This is a genomic window from Halalkalicoccus paucihalophilus (assembly GCF_001593955.1).
Classification (GTDB): Archaea; Halobacteriota; Halobacteria; order Halobacteriales; family Halalkalicoccaceae; genus Halalkalicoccus; species Halalkalicoccus paucihalophilus.
Genome location: NZ_LTAZ01000013.1, coordinates 185,435 through 209,046 on the forward strand (window position 1 = coordinate 185,435; position 23,612 = coordinate 209,046).

21 protein-coding genes and 2 pseudogenes are annotated in these 23,612 nt (G+C 58.3%); 13 read left to right on the plus strand and 10 right to left on the minus strand.

Annotated elements, in window-relative coordinates; genetic code table 11:
• Positions 1-41: 41 nt before the first annotated feature.
• The 5 genes from tcuA (at position 42) to HAPAU_RS16260 (ending at position 7,574) form a co-directional block, all read left to right on the plus strand.
• Positions 42-1,451 carry an FAD-dependent tricarballylate dehydrogenase TcuA gene (tcuA, locus tag HAPAU_RS16230; RefSeq protein ID WP_066384925.1) on the plus strand — a complete coding sequence of 470 codons (1,410 nt, stop codon included), beginning with the start codon at positions 42-44 and terminating at the stop codon, positions 1,449-1,451.
• The gene (locus HAPAU_RS16235) at positions 1,448-2,581 is read left to right on the plus strand and encodes a 2-methylaconitate cis-trans isomerase PrpF family protein (RefSeq protein WP_066384927.1); all 1,134 of its coding nucleotides are present in this window, start codon (positions 1,448-1,450) and stop codon (positions 2,579-2,581) included. Before tcuA ends, HAPAU_RS16235 begins: the two co-directional genes overlap by 4 nt.
• Before the next feature lie 237 nt (positions 2,582-2,818).
• Positions 2,819-3,805, plus strand: coding sequence for an aminopeptidase (locus tag HAPAU_RS16240; RefSeq protein WP_066384929.1), 987 nt, complete (start codon positions 2,819-2,821; stop codon positions 3,803-3,805).
• A 214-nt stretch (positions 3,806-4,019) separates the two neighbouring features.
• Entirely contained in the window at positions 4,020-4,790 is a 771-nt protein-coding gene (locus HAPAU_RS20235) for an IclR family transcriptional regulator (protein WP_084383832.1), read from the plus strand.
• Positions 4,791-6,374: 1,584 nt separating this feature from the next.
• The gene (locus HAPAU_RS16260; RefSeq protein ID WP_066384935.1) at positions 6,375-7,574 is read left to right on the plus strand and encodes a tyrosine-type recombinase/integrase; all 1,200 of its coding nucleotides are present in this window, start codon (positions 6,375-6,377) and stop codon (positions 7,572-7,574) included.
• Positions 7,575-7,702: 128 nt separating this feature from the next.
• Here the strand turns inward: HAPAU_RS16260 and HAPAU_RS16265 are convergent, their stop codons facing one another.
• Positions 7,703-8,410, minus strand: coding sequence for a Cdc6/Cdc18 family protein (locus HAPAU_RS16265; RefSeq protein WP_245634190.1), 708 nt, complete (start codon positions 8,408-8,410; stop codon positions 7,703-7,705).
• Positions 8,411-8,569: 159 nt separating this feature from the next.
• Between HAPAU_RS16265 and HAPAU_RS21175 the strand changes: the two genes are divergently transcribed.
• The 3 genes and pseudogenes from HAPAU_RS21175 to HAPAU_RS23240 form a co-directional block, all read left to right on the plus strand.
• On the plus strand, positions 8,570-8,722 hold the full coding sequence (locus tag HAPAU_RS21175; RefSeq protein WP_157078518.1) for a DUF2080 family transposase-associated protein: 153 nt from the start codon (positions 8,570-8,572) through the stop codon (positions 8,720-8,722).
• A 3-nt stretch (positions 8,723-8,725) separates the two neighbouring features.
• Positions 8,726-8,953, plus strand: a complete 228-nt coding sequence (locus tag HAPAU_RS16270; protein WP_066384939.1) for a hypothetical protein — start codon at positions 8,726-8,728, stop codon at positions 8,951-8,953.
• A 6-nt stretch (positions 8,954-8,959) separates the two neighbouring features.
• A pseudogene (locus HAPAU_RS23240) lies at positions 8,960-9,073 on the plus strand (helix-turn-helix domain-containing protein); the annotation flags it as partial.
• A gap of 74 nt (positions 9,074-9,147) precedes the next feature.
• Here the strand turns inward: HAPAU_RS23240 and HAPAU_RS16275 are convergent.
• A pseudogene (locus tag HAPAU_RS16275) lies at positions 9,148-10,444 on the minus strand (RNA-guided endonuclease InsQ/TnpB family protein).
• A 145-nt stretch (positions 10,445-10,589) separates the two neighbouring features.
• On the opposite strand from HAPAU_RS16275, the gene HAPAU_RS16280 reads away from it, so the two are divergent.
• Entirely contained in the window at positions 10,590-11,684 is a 1,095-nt protein-coding gene (locus tag HAPAU_RS16280; protein ID WP_245634192.1) for an RNA-guided endonuclease InsQ/TnpB family protein, read from the plus strand.
• A 12-nt stretch (positions 11,685-11,696) separates the two neighbouring features.
• On the opposite strand, the gene HAPAU_RS16285 is transcribed toward HAPAU_RS16280, so the two are convergent.
• Both HAPAU_RS16285 and HAPAU_RS16290 read right to left on the minus strand, forming a co-directional pair.
• Positions 11,697-12,623 (minus strand): dihydrodipicolinate synthase family protein, encoded by a 927-nt coding sequence (locus HAPAU_RS16285; protein WP_066384941.1) that lies wholly within the window; start codon positions 12,621-12,623, stop codon positions 11,697-11,699.
• Between the two features lie 98 nt (positions 12,624-12,721).
• Entirely contained in the window at positions 12,722-12,958 is a 237-nt protein-coding gene (locus HAPAU_RS16290) for a hypothetical protein (RefSeq protein ID WP_066384943.1), read from the minus strand.
• A 181-nt stretch (positions 12,959-13,139) separates the two neighbouring features.
• On the opposite strand from HAPAU_RS16290, the gene HAPAU_RS16295 reads away from it, so the two are divergent.
• Entirely contained in the window at positions 13,140-14,111 is a 972-nt protein-coding gene (locus HAPAU_RS16295; RefSeq protein WP_066384944.1) for a Gfo/Idh/MocA family protein, read from the plus strand.
• A 47-nt stretch (positions 14,112-14,158) separates the two neighbouring features.
• On the opposite strand, the gene HAPAU_RS16300 is transcribed toward HAPAU_RS16295, so the two are convergent.
• The 3 genes from HAPAU_RS16300 to HAPAU_RS16310 all read right to left on the minus strand — a co-directional run bounded on the left by HAPAU_RS16300 (position 14,159) and on the right by HAPAU_RS16310 (position 17,122).
• Positions 14,159-15,352 (minus strand): GNAT family N-acetyltransferase, encoded by a 1,194-nt coding sequence (locus tag HAPAU_RS16300; RefSeq protein WP_066384945.1) that lies wholly within the window; start codon positions 15,350-15,352, stop codon positions 14,159-14,161.
• Between the two features lie 81 nt (positions 15,353-15,433).
• Positions 15,434-16,204 (minus strand): AAC(3) family N-acetyltransferase, encoded by a 771-nt coding sequence (locus HAPAU_RS16305; protein ID WP_066384947.1) that lies wholly within the window; start codon positions 16,202-16,204, stop codon positions 15,434-15,436.
• Between the two features lie 57 nt (positions 16,205-16,261).
• Entirely contained in the window at positions 16,262-17,122 is an 861-nt protein-coding gene (locus HAPAU_RS16310; RefSeq protein WP_066384948.1) for a GNAT family N-acetyltransferase, read from the minus strand.
• A 432-nt stretch (positions 17,123-17,554) separates the two neighbouring features.
• On the opposite strand from HAPAU_RS16310, the gene HAPAU_RS16315 reads away from it, so the two are divergent.
• Both HAPAU_RS16315 and HAPAU_RS16320 read left to right on the plus strand, forming a co-directional pair.
• Positions 17,555-18,730, plus strand: coding sequence for a hypothetical protein (locus HAPAU_RS16315; protein ID WP_066384950.1), 1,176 nt, complete (start codon positions 17,555-17,557; stop codon positions 18,728-18,730).
• A 156-nt stretch (positions 18,731-18,886) separates the two neighbouring features.
• The gene (locus HAPAU_RS16320) at positions 18,887-20,215 is read left to right on the plus strand and encodes a right-handed parallel beta-helix repeat-containing protein (protein WP_157078519.1); all 1,329 of its coding nucleotides are present in this window, start codon (positions 18,887-18,889) and stop codon (positions 20,213-20,215) included.
• Positions 20,216-20,274: 59 nt separating this feature from the next.
• Here HAPAU_RS16320 and HAPAU_RS16325 read toward each other — a convergent pair whose 3' ends face one another.
• The 3 genes from HAPAU_RS16325 to HAPAU_RS16335 all read right to left on the minus strand — a co-directional run bounded on the left by HAPAU_RS16325 (position 20,275) and on the right by HAPAU_RS16335 (position 22,965).
• Positions 20,275-20,514 (minus strand): hypothetical protein, encoded by a 240-nt coding sequence (locus HAPAU_RS16325; RefSeq protein WP_157078520.1) that lies wholly within the window; start codon positions 20,512-20,514, stop codon positions 20,275-20,277.
• Positions 20,515-21,026: 512 nt separating this feature from the next.
• Positions 21,027-22,049 carry an ABC transporter permease gene (locus tag HAPAU_RS16330; protein ID WP_066384954.1) on the minus strand — a complete coding sequence of 341 codons (1,023 nt, stop codon included), beginning with the start codon at positions 22,047-22,049 and terminating at the stop codon, positions 21,027-21,029.
• A 16-nt stretch (positions 22,050-22,065) separates the two neighbouring features.
• Positions 22,066-22,965 (minus strand): ABC transporter permease, encoded by a 900-nt coding sequence (locus tag HAPAU_RS16335; RefSeq protein ID WP_245634193.1) that lies wholly within the window; start codon positions 22,963-22,965, stop codon positions 22,066-22,068.
• Between the two features lie 385 nt (positions 22,966-23,350).
• Between HAPAU_RS16335 and HAPAU_RS16340 the strand changes: the two genes are divergently transcribed.
• The gene (locus tag HAPAU_RS16340) at positions 23,351-23,581 is read left to right on the plus strand and encodes a hypothetical protein (protein WP_066384955.1); all 231 of its coding nucleotides are present in this window, start codon (positions 23,351-23,353) and stop codon (positions 23,579-23,581) included.
• The last annotated feature ends 31 nt before the right edge of the window (positions 23,582-23,612 follow it).

Consider the following 23,612-nt stretch of genomic DNA (forward strand, 5'->3'; position numbering starts at 1 on the left):
CGAAACGTCTATAGTGATTCCCTTTTACGTACCTTGTGGAGATGGACGCAGCTAACGATCAGCGCCTCATAGTAGTAGGATGTGGTATCGCAGGACTAAGCGCAGCCAACCGGGCGGTCGAACTCGGAATGGACGTTACTGTTCTGGAAAAATCCCCAAAAGAGAAGAGAGGTGGACATACATGGCACAGCGAATCGTTCCGGGTCGCCTCTACTGAGGCTGATCTAGAACAGTATGGGTACAAGTTCAACATTGACGACTATAGTCCAGACGACTTCTATGCCGACATCATGAGCCAGACGAATGGACGGGCCGACGATGAGCTGGCCCGGACGATTGTCGACGAAATCGGCCCAACCGTCGAGTGGCTCACCGAGCGCGGCGTCGAGTGGGATATGGAGCCGCTCAACTCCGGGTACACGGTCGCGCGGACGTTCTTTGATGGAGAACAGCTGGTGAGCGCGCTCGTTGAGGCGGCCGAGGACAAGGGCGCAACGTTCGAATACCGAACCGAGGCTCGCGAGCTTCTGTTCAAGGATGGCAAGGTGGCGGGACTGCGGGCACGAACCGACGACGGGGACGTTGAATACGAGGCGGACGCTATCGTCGTTGCTGCCGGCGGGTACGAATCAAGCGAAGAGAAGCGGACCCGGTACTACGGTTCCGACTACGATGCGATGAAGGTACGTGGCAGCCGGTACAACACCGGGGAGGGGATCGAGATGGTACTTGACGCAGGTGGCCGTGCGACCGGTCAGTGGGGCGGGGCACATATGGCGCTGATCGACAGCGAAGCACCTGACTACGAGGGCGGCGCAAACCGCGTCGACGGCTATCAGTACGGCCTGTTGATCAACAACGACGGCGAGCGATTCTTCGACGAGGGAGAGGACGCCCGCGCGCACACCTACGCCAAGCTCGGCCGGCTCATCTTCGAGGAGCCTGGCCACGAGGCGTACATCCTTATCGACGACTCGCTCACCGAGCACATGCGCGCGACGGGGCCCGGCGACTGGGTCACCGGCGACACCGTCGAGAGCGTCCTCGAGGAGCTCGGCTGTGAATCGCCCACCGAGGGCGCCGAGACCGTCGAGGAGTTCAACGCGGCGACCGACCCCGGCGAGTTCGATCCCGACTCGCTCGACGGCAACCGAACCGAGGGACTCGACCTCGAGAAGACCAACTGGGCGCTCCCCCTCGAGGAGCCGCCGTATCACGGCTATCGCGTCACTGGCGGCATCACCTTCGGCTTCGGCGGCGCGGCGACCGACGAGCGGGCGCGCGCGCTCGATACGATCGGTCGCCCCATCCCCGGGCTATATGTCGCGGGCAACACGACCGGTGGGCTCTTCTTCGACAACTACCCCGGCGGCACTGGCCTCGCGAACGGCGCCGTCTTCGGCCGGATCGCCGCCGAGGAGAGCGCGGAGTACGTGGAGGAAGGGCAATGATCGGGGATCAACGGGCACTCGAGTGTGCGATCGTCCGCGGTGGGACGAGCAAGGGCGTGTTTATCCGAGCTGAGGAGGTACCGGAAGAGGGTCGTGACGAGGCCATCCTATCGCTGTTCGGCAGCCCGGATGATCGACAGATCGACGGTCTGGGCGGGGCGACGTCGACGACCTCGAAGCTGATGCTCGTCGAGGCGTCCGACGACGAGGCTGCGGACGTCTCGTATACGTTCGGACAGGTGGCCATCGACGAGCCGGTGATCGACTACGGCGGCAACTGCGGAAACCTCACCTGTGCCATCGGCTCGTTCGCCATCGACGAGGGGCTCGTCGACGTCGACCCCGAGGCCGACGTGGCGGACCTACGCCTTTACAACACCAACACCGACTCGTACATCGACCAGCACGTCCCGCTGACCGACGACGGCCGGGCGGCCTCGCGCGGCGACTTCAAGATCCACGGCGTCCCGGGGACCGGGGCCCGGATCGATACGTCCTTCCTCGAACCAGCGGGCGCCGTCACCGACGAGCTGTTCCCGCTCGGCGGGCCAACGATCGAGCGCGAGATCGACGGGGAGTTGCTCGAACTCAGCGTCGTCGACGTAACGACGCCGATCGCGTTCGTGCGAGCAGCCGATATCGGACTCACAGCGACCGAAGGACAGGAGAAGATCGACAACGATCCGGAACTGCTCGAGCGTCTCGAACGGATCCGGGGGACGATCTGTGCGGAACTCGGCCTCGTCGACGACCTTGAGCGGGCCTCGGTGGAATCGCCAGGGTACCCGAAGCTCGTGTTCGTGGCCGAGCCGACGGACTACGAGACCCCCGAGGGCGATTCCGTACAGGCAGACGAGGTGAACCTCGTCGCCCGTTATATGAGCATGCAGAAGCTCCATCCGGTCTACGCGGTCACCGGCGTTTCCTGTACCGCTGCGGCGGCGCTTCTCCCGGGGACCATTCCGAATGAGGTGGCTGCTCTCGAGGGCGAGACGGTGACGCTCGGTCATCCGAAGGGGACCATGTCCGCAACAGCGGACGTGAATGTGGAAACCGAGACAGTTGAGAGCGTCACGGTGTACCGAACACAGCGTCGTCTGATGGAAGGCACCGGTTTCTACACCGACTAGCGCGGACCTTTCTCCGGCCTCCTCCATTTCACCGGTGGCGATCAGTTCCAGCGGGTTGGCTCTGTTGAAATCCTTTAGCGGTGACAGTGAGAAGAGCGACTCTTCGTATCGGAGTTCACGGATTCGATGCGAAACAAGCTGCTCAGCACATCGCACGGCTGCAAGAGGTTCCAATAGAGCCAGCGGCTTCTAATTAATAAACGAAGATATATTACCTATCAGCGATACTGTGAGGTAATGCCACAGGACATGCTTGAGCTAGAGATGGCTACAGCCTCGCGTTCGATCGTCGAACAGTGTCTGAACGTTCAAACCGACGAGGAGGTGCTGGTTCTCACGGATCCGAGGACGTTCGGCGTCGGCAAGAGTATCGCGACAGCCGCAAACGGTGTCGGCGCCGACGTCGTGACGTCGGTCATGCCGTTACTAGAAAGTCACGGAAACGAGCCCCTCGATACCGTTGCTGACGCGATGGCGACGGCCGACGTGGCGTTCACCTGCACGACACACGCGATCACCCATACGCGGGCCCGGCTTCGAGCGGCGGGGGAGGGAACTCGAATAGGAGTGCTTCGGGGGGTTACTGAGGACATGATGGTCGATGGCGCGATGACAGTCGATTTCGAGGCGCTTCGGCGCCGAACGGAAGCGATGGCTCAGATCATCACGGACGCCGAGGAGGCCGTCGTTACCAGCGATCAAGGAACGGACGTAGAGTTCAGTATAGAGGGATGTCAGTCGTTCTCTCTTGACGGCTACTTCCACGAGGAGTACGGCTTCGCGACGCTCCCTCCGGGTGAGGCACCGACACACCCAGCGGAAGGAACGGCAAACGGAACGATCGTTATCGACGTCGCGATGGACAACCTCGGGCATCTCGAAGAGCCGATCGAGCTGACGCTCGAAAACGGATTCGTTACCGACGTTCAAGGGGGAACACAAGCAGAAGAACTAGAGGAGATCTTTGAGGGAGCCGACGAGAACGCTCGAAACCTCGCCGAGTTCGCCATCGGAACGAACCCGAAGGCGAAGCTGATCGGGAACACCGCAGAAGACAAGAAACGCGAAGGGACGATCCATTTCGCAGTCGGGGATAACGAGTCACTTGGTGGGACGCTGAAGAGTGATATCCATCTCGATGGCGTGATTAAATCACCGACTGTGAAACTTGATGGTACAACAGTGGTAGACGACGGTGCGTTGCGGCGAGAGTTGCTGGAGTAACCGGGCAGCTATCGCCCATCCGCTTTTGAAGATAACTCAGACTAGTAGCTGCGCCGTGGGCAATAGTTATTCATCGTTCTCATCTCATTCCGCAGAATGGGATCGCTAGTTCGTTTACCACTATTATTCACGATACAAGCTTGAAAGTATATTCTACGGGAGTAGGTATCCCATTTTGCGGAATATTATATAGGAGGGTTGCTAAGAGGCGAATATGACAAACGAACCGATCGAATCACGGCTCAAGACGACTGAAACATCTTTGGAAGTAGTTGAGGCACTCTACAAACTTGAGGGAGGTCGCATAGAGGAGATCGCAGAATATCTCGATGCCGCGCCGAGTACGGTCCATCGGCATCTCACAACGCTGCGCGCTCGCGATTACGTGACGAAAGAAGGGGATGTTTACCAACTCGGTCTCCAGTTTCTTACTATCGGCGGCTACATCCAATACAGCGAACGGGGCTATCAACTTGCGAAGGACAAGGTCCAGCAACTCGCGTTGATGACGAACGAACGGGTCCAGTTTATTACGGAGGAACACGGCCAACGAGTCTATATCCACGCATCCGTAGGCGAAAATGCGGTTCAGACAGATGCCCATATCGGTAAACGTGGCTCGCTTCATTGTAGCGCAGCAGGCAAGGCAATCCTCGCAGCTCTACCGAAGGAGCGAGTTGAAGAAATCATTGACACGCAAGGTCTGCCACAAGTAACACCGAATACAATTACAGATCGGAAAGCCCTCTTTGAGGAACTTGAGGCAATCAAAGAACGGGGGGTGGCTTTCAACAGGGAGGAATCAGTAATAGGGCTGAATGCGGCCGGAACAGTTATCCAACGTTCAGATGGATCTGTTCTCGGTGCGATAAGCATCTCAGGACCTGCTCAACGGTTCAAAGGCGATAAACTGCAAAAGGAAATTCCAGATCTCCTCCTTGGAGCGACAAATGAGATCGAACTCAATCTCGAATATGCTGGATGATTACACCCGTATTTTTGTAATATAGGTCTCTATCTCTTCAAGAAGGACGACAGGGGTCACAAGCCTTGTATAAAATATCTGTCTCATAAGGCATTTCCTTAGCGACAGCCTCAATCGGGAGGTTCGACTCTAAGAGTTCGGTTCCAACCGCTCACAATACTCAAGAGTGACTGATAAGTCGGTAAAACTACTCCACTTTGGCACCCTCCCCGCTGTGAACGACGAGGATTCCTCCGTGGGGCGTCGGGCCGTTCCGTCAGTCTCCGAAGGCAACTATCTCTCCCGTATGGAAAGTACAGGTTCGTGCGCCACAAGTCGGCCCTTGAAACAACGGGCAGGCGTATTCGCGCGCCCGAGAGGGACGTGGTATCTGCTTGTGCCACACCCGATACCGCCTAGACCGAGGCGTCCGAATACCGTGCGACCACCCCCTTTAGACGGCGGGCGGACACAGGTCGTGCCATCAACCGTACCCCGCCGGAGATGGCGAGGTGCAACCGCGAACGGGGCAGACTTTTGTATGCCGTCTCCACCTCGTTTACGCAGGCGTTGCCGCCCGTCTCGATTGACAGGTAGGGGTACTGTGAGGATAGCGTACGAATCTCAACCACGTACTCCCCGGCGGGTTTGTCACCGCTGGGTGTGGAATCGTCAATATCGGTGGGAAGCGGCCCCGGTGCTTCCGATTGATACTTTACGTGATTGGCTTGAACTACTGTACGATGCCGACTATACTGTAGACTTCAGTCGATTGGCGGAGTGTACAGCGCGTATCCCTGCCTGAAGGGCGAGGCTTTGCGCTTATTTTCACGTAAAACAGCCGTCTTGGGCTATTCTCCGTGCAATTATCGGAAGTCTCCTCATCACGACGCTGTTCTATACAATGGTCATGCTCTCTTCACCTCATGGTCCCGCCGACCTCGTTCGCGAGTGGGAACAACGTGATGACCACGCTGCTGTCGGCAGTTGTCCTCGGTGTGGGATTCCCGATTCTCGCGAATTACGCGTTGCCGCTCGTAGCTATTTTCATAATGATACTCGTTGGCATGACCAGATCTACATGTGTCCTCCAGGCGCTCATCGACTGTAATACCTTACCTAGTGCTTCGCCGCGACGAGCAATCGACCAAATGTACCTTATGTCACGCTGTGTGTTGTCGCTGTCGCCACTGCTGCTGTCGTGATCGGTAAGCAGATTGTTGGTGAGATCGTTCTCGCCGCGCTTGTCGGGATTGTGCTTCTATACGCGATCAATATTGCGTCATTCGTCGGCCTCCGGGTCAGCCGAACGGATGTGACGCCTGTCTTCCGTGCACTCGGTGGCCTCCTCACCGCTACTGTTGCATTCGGTTTACTCCTGCTCCTCGCTATTTGGCTTCTTGTGAAAAGTGATTCCAACACTTTCAACAATCGTATAGCACAGATTCTATGTAGCGTCATGGAGTTTATAAAATGTTGTTATCGAGATAGCAGCATCGTATCTACGGAATACAGCCGATTCATCGATTCGGTGATCTACTTTTGATTAAGCCAAAAGTCAACAGTGGATTTACTATCCCCCACGCCCTCACTTCATCTAATCCCATGCCAAATCCACAATCCCAGGGTTCAACCACTACAGAAGACTCTCCATCGCTCGAAAAAGGACTCACGCAGTTTCTCAAGGCTAAAGCCAAAGGCGACGACTCAGGAAACTACCGGCGCAATGCCAAACGAGTCATTACTCGCTGGATTGAGTGGCTCAACCAACGGGACATCGAGCACTTCGAGCAACTCGACGAAACCGTCCTCGCCCACTACGCCGAACACCTCCGCCGTCGTGTCGCCGCGAACGAAGCCGAGACGACCGACAGTGGAATCGCCCGCTCAACCGCCTGGACCTACTACAACACGGTCTCAGCCTTTCTCAGTTGGGCCTCCAAGTGGGGTTATCTCCAAGAGAACTACGCACGAGCCGGGCTTGCCCAGGAATCGATGCCCGATCGGTCCGTCTCCCAACAATCCCAACAACAGTTCTGGACCCCGGAGCAACGGACACAGATTCTCAACTACGTCAACGAACGCGCTCACGACGCCATCGATGAGAAAGGACTCGACGCCGATGTCGAGGCACGAGATCGCGCTCTCGTCGCCGTGCTCGCGTTCACAGGAGTGCGTGCATCCGAGGTCTTTCGCTCCGAACACGACAACCGCACCGGTCGCCAAGGCATTCGCTGGCGCGACGTCGATCTCGACGAACAGACGATCTCTGTGCTCGGGAAAAACCAACAACGCCAGTCGGCCTGGTTACTCGAGCAAGCGATCCCCGCTGTCGAACGCTATCGGACGATCAACGATCCACCGACTGATGACTGGCCCGTCTTCCCGACGAGACACGCCCCATCGCTCTATGAGTGTGCTCGAACGCATCTTCGCGAAGTAGAGAATGAGGACGAAGAGTCGATAGAAGCGATTCTCGAAGAGAATCCAATCGAGGTGGTGTTACGAGAGTACTGTATCACGCCACCCGCGATCACAACGACGGGCGCTCGAAGCGTGATGAAACGCCTCTGTGAGGCCGCAGAGCTCGATATTCCGACTCCACCGGAGGGTCCCGGGTATCTCCAGCTTCACGGGGCTCGCCGTGGGATTGGCGATACGTTCTATCGAATGGATCGTGGCACCGCACAGGATTTGATGCGCCACCAGAGTCTCGAAACGACCAAAGACCATTATTCACATATCGATGCGACTGAAGGAGCCAAACGCGCAAGCGAGATGCTCAACCAATCTGAAGACACTTAGACAGGTCAGTCTGGAAGCGAGTGAATTGATGAAATGGGGGTGTGTACATCAATAGAGCGAACAATATGAATCGTTAGAAACCGGAATTGCTGAAACGGTGGGGTGACCTGAAAGGGTCATTGAGTGGCCTAAGAGTTGATGCGATCAGAGCTGACTCTGTGAAAGTCAATATCGGCGAACCGAGCTGTATCTTTGATAACCTCGACAGCGATCTCGCTAGCAACTTGTAGCTGGTATTCCCAGGCTGGCCCACCTATCGAATCTGCAGTTACCTTTTCACCGTCAGCAATACCTTGCATATCTAGTTCACGGAGATGGTCTTTGAACCGACGCTGACCGAGTTTATCGGCATCAATCTGTGAAGCGATAGTTTTGTAGACGCCGTAAATGGGCCTGGCACGTACAGGTGCATCCCCGGAGAGTTCCAGTGCAGTAAGGGCTGCAAGCGCGAGATGGGACTGCGTCGTCATTTCTCGCATCGCCTTAACAACGGCTTCACGCTCGACCAGTGCCTGAGCTTCACGAGCGTGATCAGTACTAACTTGCTCGTCGTTGTGTTTGTCGGCTAGTTCGCCAGCCTTTCGAAGGTATTTGATCGCTTGGCGGGCGTCTCCGGTATCTTGGGCGGACAGTGCAGCAATGAGCAGGATTATATCGTCAGTTAATACATCACATTGAAATAGATACTCCTGACCAGATTTATCAATCTCAACGATACTCCCTACTTGTTCGATGGCGCTGTCGACCTCGTCAATTGGAATGAGTTCGGTATCGCGGAACGCTTTGGCTGCTCGGCGGCGAAGGATCGGCTGAAGTTGACTTGCTAGGTCGATCAATTCGTCCTCATCGACGGTTATCTGAATTGCAGGCGCTAAAACCCCGTCCTTTAGGGCGGGGATACAGCGCCGTCATCATCTTTCATCAATGCGATACTGCCGACCCGCAGGCCCACGCAATCGGTAGATTTAAGTTGTAACGAAGTATATACACAGTTAATGGATCGGCACGAAATCGAGGGCTACGAAGTCCTCGACCGAGACGTTCGCCCGGTCGGAAACGGAGCGCACGTCCTCGTCCCGAAACGGTGGATCGGAGCGGACGTGAAGGTCGTCCGTATCTCCGAACCCGATGCCGATTCAGGCGAGTAGACCATGACCGTTGATACACCACTCACCTGCTACATCTGTGGGGAAACAAGTGATCGGGCAACCGTTGACCTGATCGGATGCTTCCGCGATCAGGAAGCGGCGACCAAACGTTTTCACGAGAAGCACGACACAGCCGCAGATGGGTATATCGACATATGTCCCGAGTGCCGGGACAAAAATCCCCACCACGCAGAGAACGCCGAAGAAAAATACGGCGTGTACACCGCGTAGGCAACTGTGCGCTACAACTACCGGTACAGACTCGACCCGTCCAACGCGGTCCGAGAGGTGTTAGACCGACACCGCGACCTGTACCGGCAGGTGTACAACCACTACCTTCATCGGGTAAACTACCCCACCCTACTCCCTCGGCGCATACGCGCCTCGGTCCTTGAGGGTGGGGCTTTGATGTGGACTCCCGACAATCAGTCGCCGGCAATCTGCCGGTGACTCTTGCCGTTCAACGTCCCACCATTCACACGCACGTCTACTGGTGCGTCTCCGCCCCCCGGCTTGGGCGAGGAACGGAGTCTGTGGTGTCGCTTGCGGGCGTACCGTAGCCCGATGTTTTTCGCCGTCGCAACGTCGCAATACGACGTTGCTGCCCGTCGGATATCATCCGACGACCGCGTTGTAGTCCGCGTTGACCTCATATCCGCACTTCTGGCAGTGGAAGTGTTCGCCGTCACGGTTGTCTCGGTGCGTGAACCCGCAGTCCGTCCGAGAACAGCGTTGGGACGTGTGATTCGGCGCAACCTGCTTCGCCGTGACGCCACGCTCCGGGGCCTTGTATTCAACGTACTCGAACAACCGTCGGAACGCCCAGATGTGGTGCCACTTCGCGTGCGGAAGCCGCTCGCGGATGTCTGTGAGGTCCTCGAACGCGATTACGTCACACCCGTTCTCGACGGCTTCCGTGACGATCTCGTTAGCGACCGTGTGGATATACTGCTTCCGCCACGCTTCTTCGCGTTTGCCGAGGCGAAGGAGCGCGTTGTGCGCGGCTTGCGTCCCGCGCTGTTGCATCTCACCACGTCGCTTCTCGAACTCGCCACACCAGTGGTCGTACTCGTCGCCCTGCCAGAACGTACCGGTTGAGGCCACCGCGAGGCTGTTGACGCCGAGGTCGATACCAAGGACTGTTTGGTGCTCGGTATCCTCCGAAACCTCGGACTCATCGGTATCGTACTCCCGCGTCGTGATGTGGAAGTAGAACTCGTCGGTTGCCTTGTCGTATTGCAGTGTGCTCGCCCGGAACTCGTAGTCCTCCGAGAGAATATATCGCTCGTAGGGCGTCGGACTGTCCGCCGGAAGTTCGAAGTCGCACTCGACGCGCCCGTTGACAGTCGAGAGGGACACACGGTCGCGGTAGAAGGTCGCGCTCCGCTTGTCGTAGACCATGCTCCATGACGTGAACTCCGGCTGACTCACTCGTTTGCCTTGTTTCCACCGTTCGACGCACCCATTCGTCGCTTGGACGGCGCGTCGGATGGCTTCTTGAACGAGGTTGGCGGTGAGGTCCGTTTCTTCTCGGAGTTCCTTGTAGAGCGCGTCCCGTGCGGTCGTGTTCGCCGTAACGCAGTTCGCGTAGGAGTCGTCGTCCCAACAGAACTCGGCGGCACGGTTCGCGCAGTGAAGGAACTGCCGGGCGGATTCGTGGAGGTCGTCGCGGCGCTCATCGGGAACGATGAGTTTGACCGGCGCGGTTCGACGCACCTCCATGTTTCAGATTAACACCCGACGGTACTTATAGCTTCGGGAGTCGGGTAGCTACCGTCGTGCGGTTGTGTCGTCTTTTGTCGGTTTCCTCTCCGACCTACTCGCTCGCTTCGCTCGCTCCTCGAGCTCGGAGGCTCCACCTCGAATTATGCTGAACCGAACCAACGGAACTACGAAGTACGGCGAGATCAACGAACTCCCGTCGATCAAGAAGTGGTGGACCGAGCTGTCCGACCTCTACTCCCGAACGCTTCAGAACGTCGTCGAGAGATTGTATGACAACCTCTCACGCCTCAAAGACGCGAAGGACAACGGTCGAACAGTCGGGTCGCTCAAGTGGAAGGCACCGAATGAGTACCGATCGTTCACGTACCGACAGTCCGGCTTCGAACTCAAGAACACGAGTGGTCAGGCTGTCCTACGACTTTCAAAGATCGGGGAAATACCCGTTCGACTCCACCGCGACCTTCCCGACGATGCAACGGTCAAGCAGGTGACGGTCAAGAAAGAACCCACGGGGGTGTGGTTCGCCGTCCTCGGCATCGAAACCGAAAACGACGCGCCACCGAAGCCCGAGAATCCCGAGCGGTGTGTCGGCATCGACGTGGGGATTCTCAAGTACGCTCACGATACCGACGGCGTGACCGTCGGCTCACTCGACCTGTCCGACGAACGCGAACGGCTTGAACGCGAGCAACGGAAGCTCTCGCGGAAAGAACACGGCTCCGCGAACTACGAGAAGCAACAGCGCGTCGTTGCTCGGCGTCACGCTGACCTGAAGCGAAAGCGCCGGGACTTCCTTCACAAGCTCTCGAACTACTACGCTCGGGAATACGACCTCGTAGCCGTCGAAGATCTCGACGCGAAAGGGCTGATGGAACTCCCATCAAACTCTCGTAACCGCGCTGGAGCGGCATGGGGGACGTTCCTCAGAATGTTGGAGTACAAGTGCGAACGCGAAGGCACGTACTTCGTCCCCGTCAATCCACGAGGGACGACGAAAGAGTGCTCCAACTGTGGCGTCGAAACCGAGAAGCCGCTATGGGTACGCGAGCACTCGTGTCCCTCATGCGGGTTCGAAGCTGATAGAGACGCGAACGCGGCACTGAACATTCTTTCTCGCGGTTTCAAGAAGGTAGGGACGGGCTGTCCCGAATCAACGCCTGCGGAGACTGCGCTCCCTACGGACACCCATTCGGTGTCTGCAAAGCGCGTCGTTGAAACAGGAAGCCCCGCCCTTTAGGGCGGGGAGGAGTCACTCGAGGTTGGCCCGTTCGATCTCGTCGATGTACATTTTAACACGGTCTTGATCCTCCTCGGAAAGCTCAACGAGCGGTTCGCGGACGGGGCCGCCGTACATGCCCTGTCGATCCAGTCCGAATTTTACTGCGGGGACGTTTTTTGCGGCCCCGAACGGCGGCCGATCTCCAGCCTCCTCGCGGAAGTCCTCGAACGGTCGAAGCACATCCCGAATCCGTTTCGCCCGGTTCCAGTCGTCTTCAGCAAGCGCTCTAGACAGTTCCAGTACGGGTCCGGGGACAAAGTTACCGATCCCAGTCGTGAACCCGTCTGCGCCCTCAAGCGCATACGCCGGCGCGTACCGCTCTGCGACACCATTGAGCCAGACGAGGTCGCCGGAGACGGTTTCGACCATTCTTGAAAAGGCCTTCACATCGTTGATAGCGTATTTTACGGCAACGATATTCTCGATTGACGCGAGCTCGTCGATAACCCGTTCGGTGATGTACGGCCCGCGCTTGTAGAGAACGACCCCGAGATCGGTCGCCGACGCGAGCGTTCGGTAGTATTTGATCAGTCCCCGTTCGTGAACGTAGGCGTGAGCGGGGCTCATGATCATGGCTGCGTCGGCCCCTGCGTCCTCGTAGGCCTCAAGCAGTTCGATCGTGTCTTTCGTGCTGCCGCCCGCTCCGCCGACGACGGTCGCATCGTCGGGAAGTGACTCGACCATCGTCCGAACGACATCGATCCGTTCGGTCCGTGAAAGCGAGTAGTACTCGCCGGTGTTGCCACACGGGACGAAGACGCGAGCACCAGCGTCGTACAGTGTCCGTGCAGTAGTCTCTATTTCGTTGATGAGAACGTCGTCTCCGTCGTCACTGAACGGCGTCGCTGTCGTGAAGGCGACAGCAGCCAGATCGGTTTGTAACTCGTCGTAGCTCATGCGTCGCTCCGGGAACGTCTACGCTGCCGGCTCATTATGTTTCCGGCCAATCATCACCCTGCAGACATGACTGATCGACCACGATCAGCATAGGTAGTTTACCCGCCGTGGTCAGGAACGTCCTGCTTGTGCCCATCAAGATGCTCGAATCGGGGGACGATGACGACATGATAGTACCCGACCCAGCCGAGCGCGACGACGAACAGCGACACCCAAAGCAGCGAGCTGTCGAACCCACCCGACTGCTGGCTGAGGAAGACGCCCGTCACCATCACGCCGAGCGTGTAGACGTATCGAACGAGATTCGCTCTCGATATCGCTTCGCGTGTATCCATGACGTTCTCCCCGTGGATGCGCGCCAGCAAAGGTGTTTCCCGTCTCATCCTCTCGCGAGTCACGGCCCACCGGCGCTCGCGAACCCACCGACAGAACCGTCGGATTTCATTCAATATATATTAATTTATATAATTTTACATATATCGAAGATTACAAGAGGGTTTCGATGCAGTAGGTGGCATGGAGATCGGATTCGTCGGAGCCGGCAAGATGGCCGGTATGCTGATCGAAAAGGTAGACGCAGTCGACGATGCGACCATCACCGGTATCTGTGATGTGAACGAAGCGGCCGCTCTTGAGGTGGCAGAACCACGCGGTGCGTCGGTCTATACCGACCACAAGACGCTGTACGCCGAGGAAGCGCTCGACGCCGTCTTTATCGCGATCCCGCCTTTTGCGTACGATGATCAGGCGTCGTTGGCCGCCGAACGCGGCATCGACGTCTTCGTCGAGAAACCCGTCGCGTTGCGACCCGACCAGGGCAGAGAGACATTGGCAGCGATCGAGGAGGCCGATATCCTCACCGGGACCGGCTACGTATTTCGGTACGACGAGATCACCGACGTCGCGCTCGAACTCCTCGAGAGCCACGAGATATCCCTCCTGAACGGCCGGTACTGGAGCGGCCTGCTCGCCAGTTCGTGGGGAAATGAACTCGACCTCTCGGGCGGGGAGATCGTTACGCGGACGACCCACATCTATGATACGATCCGCTATCTCGGCGGCGACGTCGAGCGGGTGTCCGCGAGCGGAACCGATCGCCTCAGAACCGACGGGATCGACTATCCGGACGCGACGGCCGCGCGACTGGACCACGAAAACGGGATCGTTAGCACGGTCAGTTCGGGCGTTACCTCCCCCGAGTGGGTCGCCGAACTCGATGTCCTCGGTGATGACGTCTCGCTCCGACTCGACTACGCTGCCCAGAAACTAACCGGCTCGGTCGCCGGCGACGAGATCCATTACGACTTCACGACCGACCGATACGGGCGCGAGGTCGAGGCGTTCCTCGAGGCGGTGCGTTCGGGCGATCAGTCTCACGTTAGATCCGAATTCGCCGACGCGCTCCGGACCTTGTCGCTCAACTGGACGGTCATCGACGCTGCCGAAACGGGTGAGATCGCCACGGTCGGCGAGACGCGCCGTTCCTGATCGACGACCGGGCCCATCGGTGGTCGTCGTCGAATCGAACCGGGTCCTCAGATCGTCTCCGTTTGCCAAAAATAAAACTCGACTGGGAAGACAGCGTCCAAAAACGGTTCTGATCGCTTAATCGAGCGGAAGGCGTCCTGTGAACCGAAGAGCAGATCGACCATTTCCCGCCGGCCGAGCGAAACGTCTTGGTTGCGGTCGGTTCGCTTAACGCTCACACCCGACGCGTCGTACATGATTGTCGTCGACTGCTGGTCCGTAGCGACTGTGGTATCCCCGGATCGACCCGTCGAGTCGACCATTTCGAAGGTGAGGTCCCCTGCAGTACTTCCGAACGCATCGACCGTGTTCAACCATCGTTCCTCCAGCAGCGGCCGATACGCGGCGAGCGTCGCCGGGAGATCGAGCACGTTCAGTTTTCGGTGTGGGTGCTGGCTCCAGTCGGTCGCGACGGTACGAAAGAGTCCAGTTAAGGGATGGCGTGAATGCGTATAAACGACGATGTCGTCTGCCATGGCGTCGAGGACTTGACCGAGCAACGCCGTGATCCCGTCGCGAGAGCCGCCGAACTCGAGGACGGATACGGGGTTGTCGCCGCGATAACAGAGATACGCCGGCCGAGCCGTGTCATAGATGAGCGTCTCGAGTCCGGTCTGTTCAAGGAGGCGAGCGAAGCGACGGCGGTCGCGGTTCACGCGGTAGCGTTCGGACTCGTGAATACGTTGCACTAACGCGAGGTCGGTCCGCGGGCGAAAGCGCCGAACGGCCTCGAAGTCGGCGTATCTCTCTCCGAACGCAGCGACGAACGAACGCTCCGTCACTCGATACTGATCTTCCCGACCGGCATTCTCCCATCCATAACGCCCGTAGCGCACCCGGTCGCCCTCGAGTTCTGCGACCGGCACGCCGCGATCATCGAGGCGGTCGAGCCAGAACTCGAGTAATCGGTGCATATACCCGTTTCCGCGGTGATTCGGATCGGTCGCGACGCCGGCGATCCCGCCGCATTCGACGCGTGCGTCGCCAGCTCGTAGCTCCACGGGAACGCAGGCGACGTGACTCACGATGTTGCCGTTCGCCTCGATGATCGCGTGTCGTTCGGGGTGAGCCGCGTCGAAACAGTGGGGCATCCGCTCCTCGAGTCCGCCGGGTTCGAACCCGAAACATCGGTTCGTGAGCGCCATCGTCTCCCGAAACTCGTCGGGTCGGGCAAGTCGCGGGCCGTCGAGGGACGCGGTCATGAGAGTTGGTTTCAGCCGAACCGATAACACCGTTGTGGCCGACAGAGCGCTTTCCGAAGCGAGTCGGAACCGACTGTTCGGTCAGTCGGTGTCGGCGATCCGTTCGCGCGCGTACTGACAGCGATCGCAGTCGGGAACGGAACAGAGGAGCGCCCCGGGATCGGCTTCGAGCAGTTCGACAACGACTGAGAGGAGTGCATGCCCGTCGAGCAATCGTGCGTTCGCCCGGCCGATCTCGCCGCGCGAGACGATTCCGGCGTGATCGGCAAGCGGGCGGACCACCTCGAACCCGCGGGAGCAGTGGACTCGATTGACCTCAACCGATTCGATCGAGCCATCGATGGTGGTCTCCGTCCATGCGGTCTGATCGCGGTACGAGACGTTTGCGAGCCGTTCAGCGACGTGGATCGCGGAGTTCGCGGTGTGGTCGACACCGAGGAGGAGCACGCGACCGTCCCGATCGAGCAGTCGGTGGAGCGGGCTTCCGGGACCGATCGAGTTCGCCGGGGCGTGGTCGGCAACGAGCGCGTCTGCGTCGGGACCGATGACCGCGATGGACTTCGTCGGGTGCGGACTCCGGACGGCCCCGTCGCGCCGGCGAAGTGCCTCCGTCACCGCACCCGTCATCGACGGCGACTCGTCGGGGTCGTAGGGCTCGTCGTACCTCGTGAACGCCGGTACTGCAACCGTTCCGTCGGAGCCGACGGCATCGAGGAGTGCACTGACGACCGTCTCGGCCCCGCCCTCGATACGGCCGAGACTGCTGAGGGAACTGTGGACGACGACCCGCGATCCGGACTCGAGTCCGAGACCGCGAAGGCCGGCCCGGAGCTCGTCCTGTGAGAGCGACATCGACCTCACGACCGCGCCGAACCATCAAAGCCGTTTCGACAAGGGGTCCCTTACGGATCAGCCCCACTCGAATCCCGCCGCGGCCACGACCGCATCCCCATCGAGGACCGACCGCGGGTTCCCCTCCGTCATCCGGTGGAGTCGGCGCTGGACGTCGAGTCCGAACCGGCGAAACAGTGACTCGGTTCGCTCGCCACGGAGGGCGTCGACGATGACCGGCCCATCGACCCGTTTTGCGACGCCCGAGAGGAGTACCAATACGTCGATGCCGTCTACCGCAACGATCGGGCCGACCTGTTGCTGCCTGCGGCCGGACCGGGCCACGGCGTAGCCTCGGGTCCGCCCATTACGGTTCACGCGCAGTGCGAACGCATCATCAGCGGCGATCACGTGTTCGAGTAGTACACGTCGATCGGTACCGACGTGCGTGCGGTCGAAGTTGGCGATCGGCTCGACCGTCTCTATCGGCTCGACATGACCGTGATCAGCGTCGTGACCCTCGATTTCATCGGCCTCCAGTCGCCGGAGGGACCCGGCCCATCGATCGATTCCGACGACCGTCTCGAACCCGTACTGCCGGTACACCTCCCGGCCCGCGTCGGTCGCGTCGAGGCCGATTACTTCGAGCGATCGATCGTGGCCGGCATCGAGCGCCCGCTCGAAGAGTTTGCTGCCGTACCCGCGCCGTCGATGAGCCTCGTCGACGAGAACCATGCCGATCCAGCCGACGTCCCCATACGTCGCGAGCGTACTCGTCGCGACGAGTTCGCCGTTGAGACGGCCTGCGAAACAAGTAGTCGGAAACAGTTTGAGAAGACGCTGCCAGTCGTCGCTCGTCTGATTCCAGCCGACCTGTGACGACAGTCGCCAGGCGTCGTCGACATCTTCGGTCGTCAATCGATCGATCTCGATAATCATGGGATAGTGATTTCAGTACACATTACAGGAGCCTAAAGGTAGTGTCGAGTGAGTCAGCATTTTTGGGCGAGTGATCGGACGATACCGCTATAACGTCGTTTGGGACCTCAAAACGTCGATCGACAATAGTAGAGCCGACTGTTACAATCGTACGAGTGTAAGAGATGTAATCTCCTCCCGACTTCGAAGCTCATGGACGCCGAATAGGGACGGTTGAGACTGAATATCGGTGATTAGTAGTCTGTTTACTATCGCCAAATATTTTCAGGCGAACCCCGGATTGACGCGACGACGGATGCGATTCGCGGCGCCAGTCGACACATAGATCGCTATCACGGCACAATGAGTTTAGTGATACGAAACAGTTCATGCCGGACATCCACCGTTAGTGGTACACAAATCGTTTTACCATCGGTCTCCCTCGTGCGGAGTATGCCAGCACTGTGGACCTATCCGTGGACGATGGCCCAAGAGGGTCTCGACGAGACATGTAAGGGGATCGTCGAACGCGGTCTCGATGAAATAACCGTCTCGAGCCATTACCACTCGGTTCGGTCGCTCCAGCCCCAGTTCCCACACGCGCTCTTCCGGCAGTTCCCAGGTGGATGTCACTTCTCGCCGGACGCAGATCGGTTCGACGAGTGTCCTGTCACCCCATCTCCGGTGGCCATCGAGGGCTTCGATGACCCGCTCGCGGAGATCACGGCCGTCGCACACGATCATGGACTCGCTGTCAACGCGTGGACGGTGTGTCTACACAATACCCGCCTCGGGACGACAAACCCCGAGTATCGGATCGAAAGCGCGTTCGGCGACAGCCACGACCACTCGCTGTGTCCGTCCCACCCAGCGGTTCGGGACTACTTTGCGACGGTCGTGGAGGCACTCGTCGACCGGTCCATCGATGGAGTTCACCTCGAGTCGATCGGGTTCCCGAGCGCGTTCCACGGCCACGGACAGGAGTTTGGTCACGACAAGCGACAGGTGTTGACCGATCCGGCCGAAATGATGCTGCTTTCGCAGTGTTTCTGTGACGGGTGCCAGTACGCGGCCGAATCACACCCGATCGACCTCGCTCGTGCGAGAGCGCGCGTTAGAGATCTCCTCGAGAGAGCGTTGAGGGATCCGACGACCGAGACTCCATCGCTCGACGCCCTGATCCGGGAGGAAGCGGTTCTCGACGCGCTGTTCGAGTTCCGGGCGTCGGTCGTCGAGGCGTTCGTCGAGCGACTCGCCGACGCCGCCGGGACCGTCCCGATGAACTACTACGTCGCGGAGTCACCCGGCGGTGCCGATCCCAAGGACGTGTGGTCCGCAGGCGTCAGACCCGACCGACTCGATGCGTCTCTCGACCGCATGACTGCGATGTGCTACGTTTCGGATCCGACGGTTGCTCGGGAGCGGGTTCTGAAACTTAAGGAGTTGGTCGATTGTCCCGTCGACGCTGGTCTGACGCTCGACCCGACTATCGTCGAAACCGCGTCTGAACTGCACGCACTCGTCGACACCCTCAAAGACTACGTGGACGGACCGCTGTCGTTCTACCACCACGGTCTACTGTCCGAAACCCAACGTCGCTGGATCGAATCGGCGATAGAGGGATCCTGATCAATGGAATCTAATCCCACGGTGGTTCACTTCCTAACCGATCCGTGTGTACTGTCCGAACTCGATTCTTGATTGGATCGTTCTGTCCTTTATTTTAGCCTCATATATTTTAATTAATTTTATATACTTCTAGATTAAATAATAATCCGGATTCACATGGACAGACGCAATTTCTTCACGTCGGTTGGGATCGCAAGCGGCATGCTTCTAGGCGGAACGACACCGGGACGCGGGGTTCGATCAGACCTGAGTCGCGGGGACGACACCGAGGAATCGTCCAATCGAATCAACACCGCAGACGACCTCGTTGAACTCTCTACAGTCGAACTCCTCGAACTCGACAACGAAGCCGTTCGACGACCGTTCGATCCGGCTGTTGGCGGCGGTGCGGCCTACAACGCCGACGAGTTCGCCGGTGCGAGCGGCTATCCGCATGGAGGCACGTTCGCTCGGTCGGACGGCGACTACGTCGTCTCGACAGCCGATCAGCTCGAAGACGCGACCGACGCTGCCGAATCCGATGCGACGATCTGGATCGAGGGTGACGCCGCGATCGACGTGACCGGCCTCTCGTGTACGCTCGCATCCGGTGTGACGATCGCGTCGGATCGTGGTCGAGACGGATCGGAGGGTGCATTGCTCTATCAGGACCACAACGAGTTCAACACCTTCCTCAAGACGGGCGGTGACGACATTCGGATCACGGGTATTCGCTTCTCGGGTCCCGAACACGAGTACTGGGACCTCGAGGAGCGGGACGTAAGCAGCATTTACGACGTTGGCATCACATGGGCACTGACGATCGACGACGACGACAGGATCGAGATCGACAACTGCCAGTTCTCCGGGTTCACGTACACGGGCATCCGCGTCGGTATGTGGGGCGACTACCGGTGTGACGGCATATACGTCCATCACTGTGAGTTCGTGAACAACCCCTCGCCATCGCTTGGATACGGCGTGAACGTCTACGGCGGTGACCCGTTGCTCGAGTACAACTACTTCGATAATAACCGTCGATCCGTTGTCGGGGTCGGCGGCGACCTACCTGTCAACTACGTCGTTCGCAATAACCTCTTCGGCCCGCGGACTCGTCTGGCACCGATAGACGTTCACGGGGGGACCGTCAACGATATGGACGAACCCCAGGCCGGCGTCCGAATGATCATCGACAACAACGTCGTGCTGTCAGAGGAGGGCATCCGTAGCGGCTCTCCACAGCCAGCAGTGGTCATTCGTGGCGTTCCACGGGAACGAGCCTACGTGCGCGGCAACTGGTTTTTCACCAGTCGAGCACCGCCGTTTAGCGCGGACGAAGGAACCGGTGACGGCGGCGGTGCAATACGCCAATGGACCGACCGTTACACTGCGATTACCGCCTTCAACAACATCACTGGAAAACTCGACCCCGTTGCCGACATCGGACTGGCAGGCACCGCGTGGGATCCTCGACGTGATCGAAGCCGACAGTCGAACGGAGAGTGACGGTCCCGCATCTCCGAACTGTTACCCAAACCGTAGGACTATTCCAATCAGTCACCCGATCACGGCTCCCGCCTCAACACCCGCAACGCGACGTACGCGACCGTGGAGACGAGAATCGCAGAAATACCGTAGATACCCATCATTCCGGCCATCACCCCGACCTGTAGTACCAGCCCGATCCCGACCAGCACCAGCCCAAAGACGACTCCCTGTAGCGGCTTCGACCGTCGGACCTTCTCGAGATATGCGACACCGGCCGAAAACCCCTCGCGCGATTTCGTCGTTGTATCTGTTACCATGTGATGTGTTTTCATCATTCTCTCTATTGATATATAAATGTTGGTCTCCCCAGATGAATACTAATTCGGACAATGAGGGAACGTTGTTCGTTGCGGAATTGTCGGCTCCTCCCCTCCCTACTCCGTTCGCTTCACTCACTTCGTTGAGGAAGAGGCCTCCGCCTCGCAATTTAGGGGAAACCATTGCCAACGGAGTACGTCAGCGCGGAGAACCGCCAGCCATACAGTTGATATCCTCCCGCCGCTAAAGGGACGAGATTCCTCCGTTGGGTTCAGCTACCGACCCACGGAGGCGACTTACGGGTTCTCACGCTGTTCGGTGGGACAAACACATGATGACGCTCACCATGAATGATCGTCCCACTTGAACCGTGAAGGCCGTGCCATCGGCCCGACTTCGCCGCTCGCTTCGCGTTGTAATATGAACGCTGCCACAGTGAGTGCTCCGATACCAAATACGCCCGTATCCAGCTGGACGGATTCCGGGTAGACACGGGAAGAGTAGTACGGTATTACCGGTTCATTACCTCCGCTCCGTCGTCATCGACGGTTTTCGAGTGACGCGCTCTGAGGCGGGGGTTGAAGACCCTATCAAGCCCCTGAGAGAGCAACACCAGCGAGAACGAGAGGAGGACGAGCGCCAGCATCGGTGGGTACAGCCAGTGTGCCGCACGTTGCGGGTTCGAGAGCGCGCCACCCGTCGAATAGGCTTCATTCATCATGACCCCCCAGTTCATCTCCGTGTACGGGAGAAATCCGAGGAAGTACAGCGCAACCGACGCGAAAATGACCCCCCTAGCTGCCTGTGCAGAGTTGATCAACACGTACGGCATGAGTTGCGGAACGATGTCCTTTTGCAGGATCGACGGGATCGAAACGCCCATCGAACGGGACGCCTCCACATACTCCTCCTCACGAAGCGTCAGGACCTGTGATCGGATCGTTCTCGCCAATCCCGGCCAACTGTCTATCGCCAAGATCACGCCGACCGTAAACGGGTCTCGCGGCTGCCAGATTGCCGCAAGCACCACGATGAGCGGCAGTCCCGGAATGACCATCAGGATATCGGAGACCAGCATTAGCACGTAGTCTGTGAACCCGCCCCTATATCCAGCGACCGTTCCGACAACGACTGCAACGCCGGCCGCGAAGATGGCGCCAGCCAAGCCCATCTTGAGAACGGCCGGCGTCGAGTGGACGAGTTGCTTGTGGATCGGTTGGCCCATGTTGTCAGTACCGAGCGGGTACTTCCACGACTGGAACCATGTCATGTACGTTTCGGCCTCGTTGATCCCTGGTTCAGGAACGAGATGGACGCCCACTGTTCCGGTAAAGACGAACAGACCGAGGACAATGATGCCAAACCGGGTTCGCCAATCGGTCCACGCGATTCTGGCCTGTGTCAGGAAATATCGGTCAACGAACCGGGTCGCGCGTTCCATCCTCGAGACGTTCGGTCTGGACGATGCGGGTGTGTCTACGAGGAAGTCCGGGACTGTTCCTCCGTCGGTCATCGTGTCGTTTTCGTCTGACATTGTTGGTGCTCCGTGTTCAGTATGCTTCGCGATCGCTCGTTCCCGCTCGTGGATCGACCACGCCGTACGTGAGGTCGGCTATCAGGATCCCGATGATGGTGATCGTCGAGAAGAATATGAGTAACCCCATGAGAAGCGGGTAGTCCCGCTGGGTGAGTGCCTCGAACGTGTACCAGCCGATCCCGGGATAAGTGAAGATCTGTTCCATGATGATCGAACTGCTGAAGATCGCGGCGATACCGAGCATGAACCGCGTATACAGGGGCAAGATCGCGTTCCGTCCGACGTACCGGAGGGCGATCCGATTGTCGCTGATGCCCCGGAGCCGTGCGACGTGGAGGTAATTCTCGCCGATCACACGGATGCAGTTACCGCGCATCGACAGTGCGGTTCCACCGAACCCGACAATGATGCCTGAAGCGATCGGTAAGATGGAATGGTGGACGACGCTCGCCATGAAGTAGATGTTGAATCCGGGGGCGGTATTCGGGTCGTATCTCCCTCTGGTTGGAAACAACTCGAGTTGGAAGCCGAGAAACGAGAGCATCAAGATGGCACCAACGTAGTAGGGAACCGAGTTGAGAAACGTCGCACCGATCGAGCCGACATTATCGAAGTAGCTTCCCTCCTTGTAGGCCATCACCGCTCCAAGGAGGATGTTCGCGGTAAACCCGATCAAGAGACTATAGACGCTGATGAATATCGACCACGGCATCGCCCTAAAGAGGATGTCGAAGACGGGTTCGCGTCGCCAGATGGATTCGCCGAAGTCCTGGTAGACGATGATGTCCACCAGATACTGATAATAGGCGACGTGAATGGGCTGTTCCGGATCGACATTTGTCCGAAGTTCGATGATCCGGTTTACCTGATCGATATTGACGGGTTGGCCCTGTTGGACAGCGTCCCGTATCATCTGCTCTCGCATCGCCTCAAGCGGACCACCGGGCATCAAACGATATAGAACGAACGTTATTGTTATCACGGAAAATAATGTAATTATTGCTTGACCTATTCTCTTAGCGTAATAGTTCATAAAGTATATCTCACTTGGACAGAGTATAAGTTTTACGTCCAGTGTGACCACAGGACAAAATTTCGTTTCCGGTGACGTCGCCCGCTCTTAGTTCGAAGCAGTGTACGCTTATCACTGAGAGCGTTTCGCGAACGGAGACGATCAGGAATCGACGGTGAGATTCGATGTGGACGAAGTGTTTCCCCGAAGTCGAAGCGCCGCTTAGCCGGACTGTCGGGATAGCTCAATCCACAATACTTATCGCCGCATAGAAGCCTTCGACGGTATGGGACGTTCGTTCACCGATGAGCTGGCGAGGGAGATCGGTGCGTACAGACACTACTTTGTCCTCGGTATCGCGTTCTCAATCGTGTTCCTCCTCCTGTCAGTCGTCTCGCTTACCGTCGTTGCGCCGGGAAGCGGAGCCTATTACATTACTGTCGTGAATATCGGAACCCTCGTGTTCGTCATCGGCCTGTGTGGCGTCGGGATATTGATCGCTAAGCGTCATGGGTAATGGGTGAACATTAGAAACCGATTGTGATTGG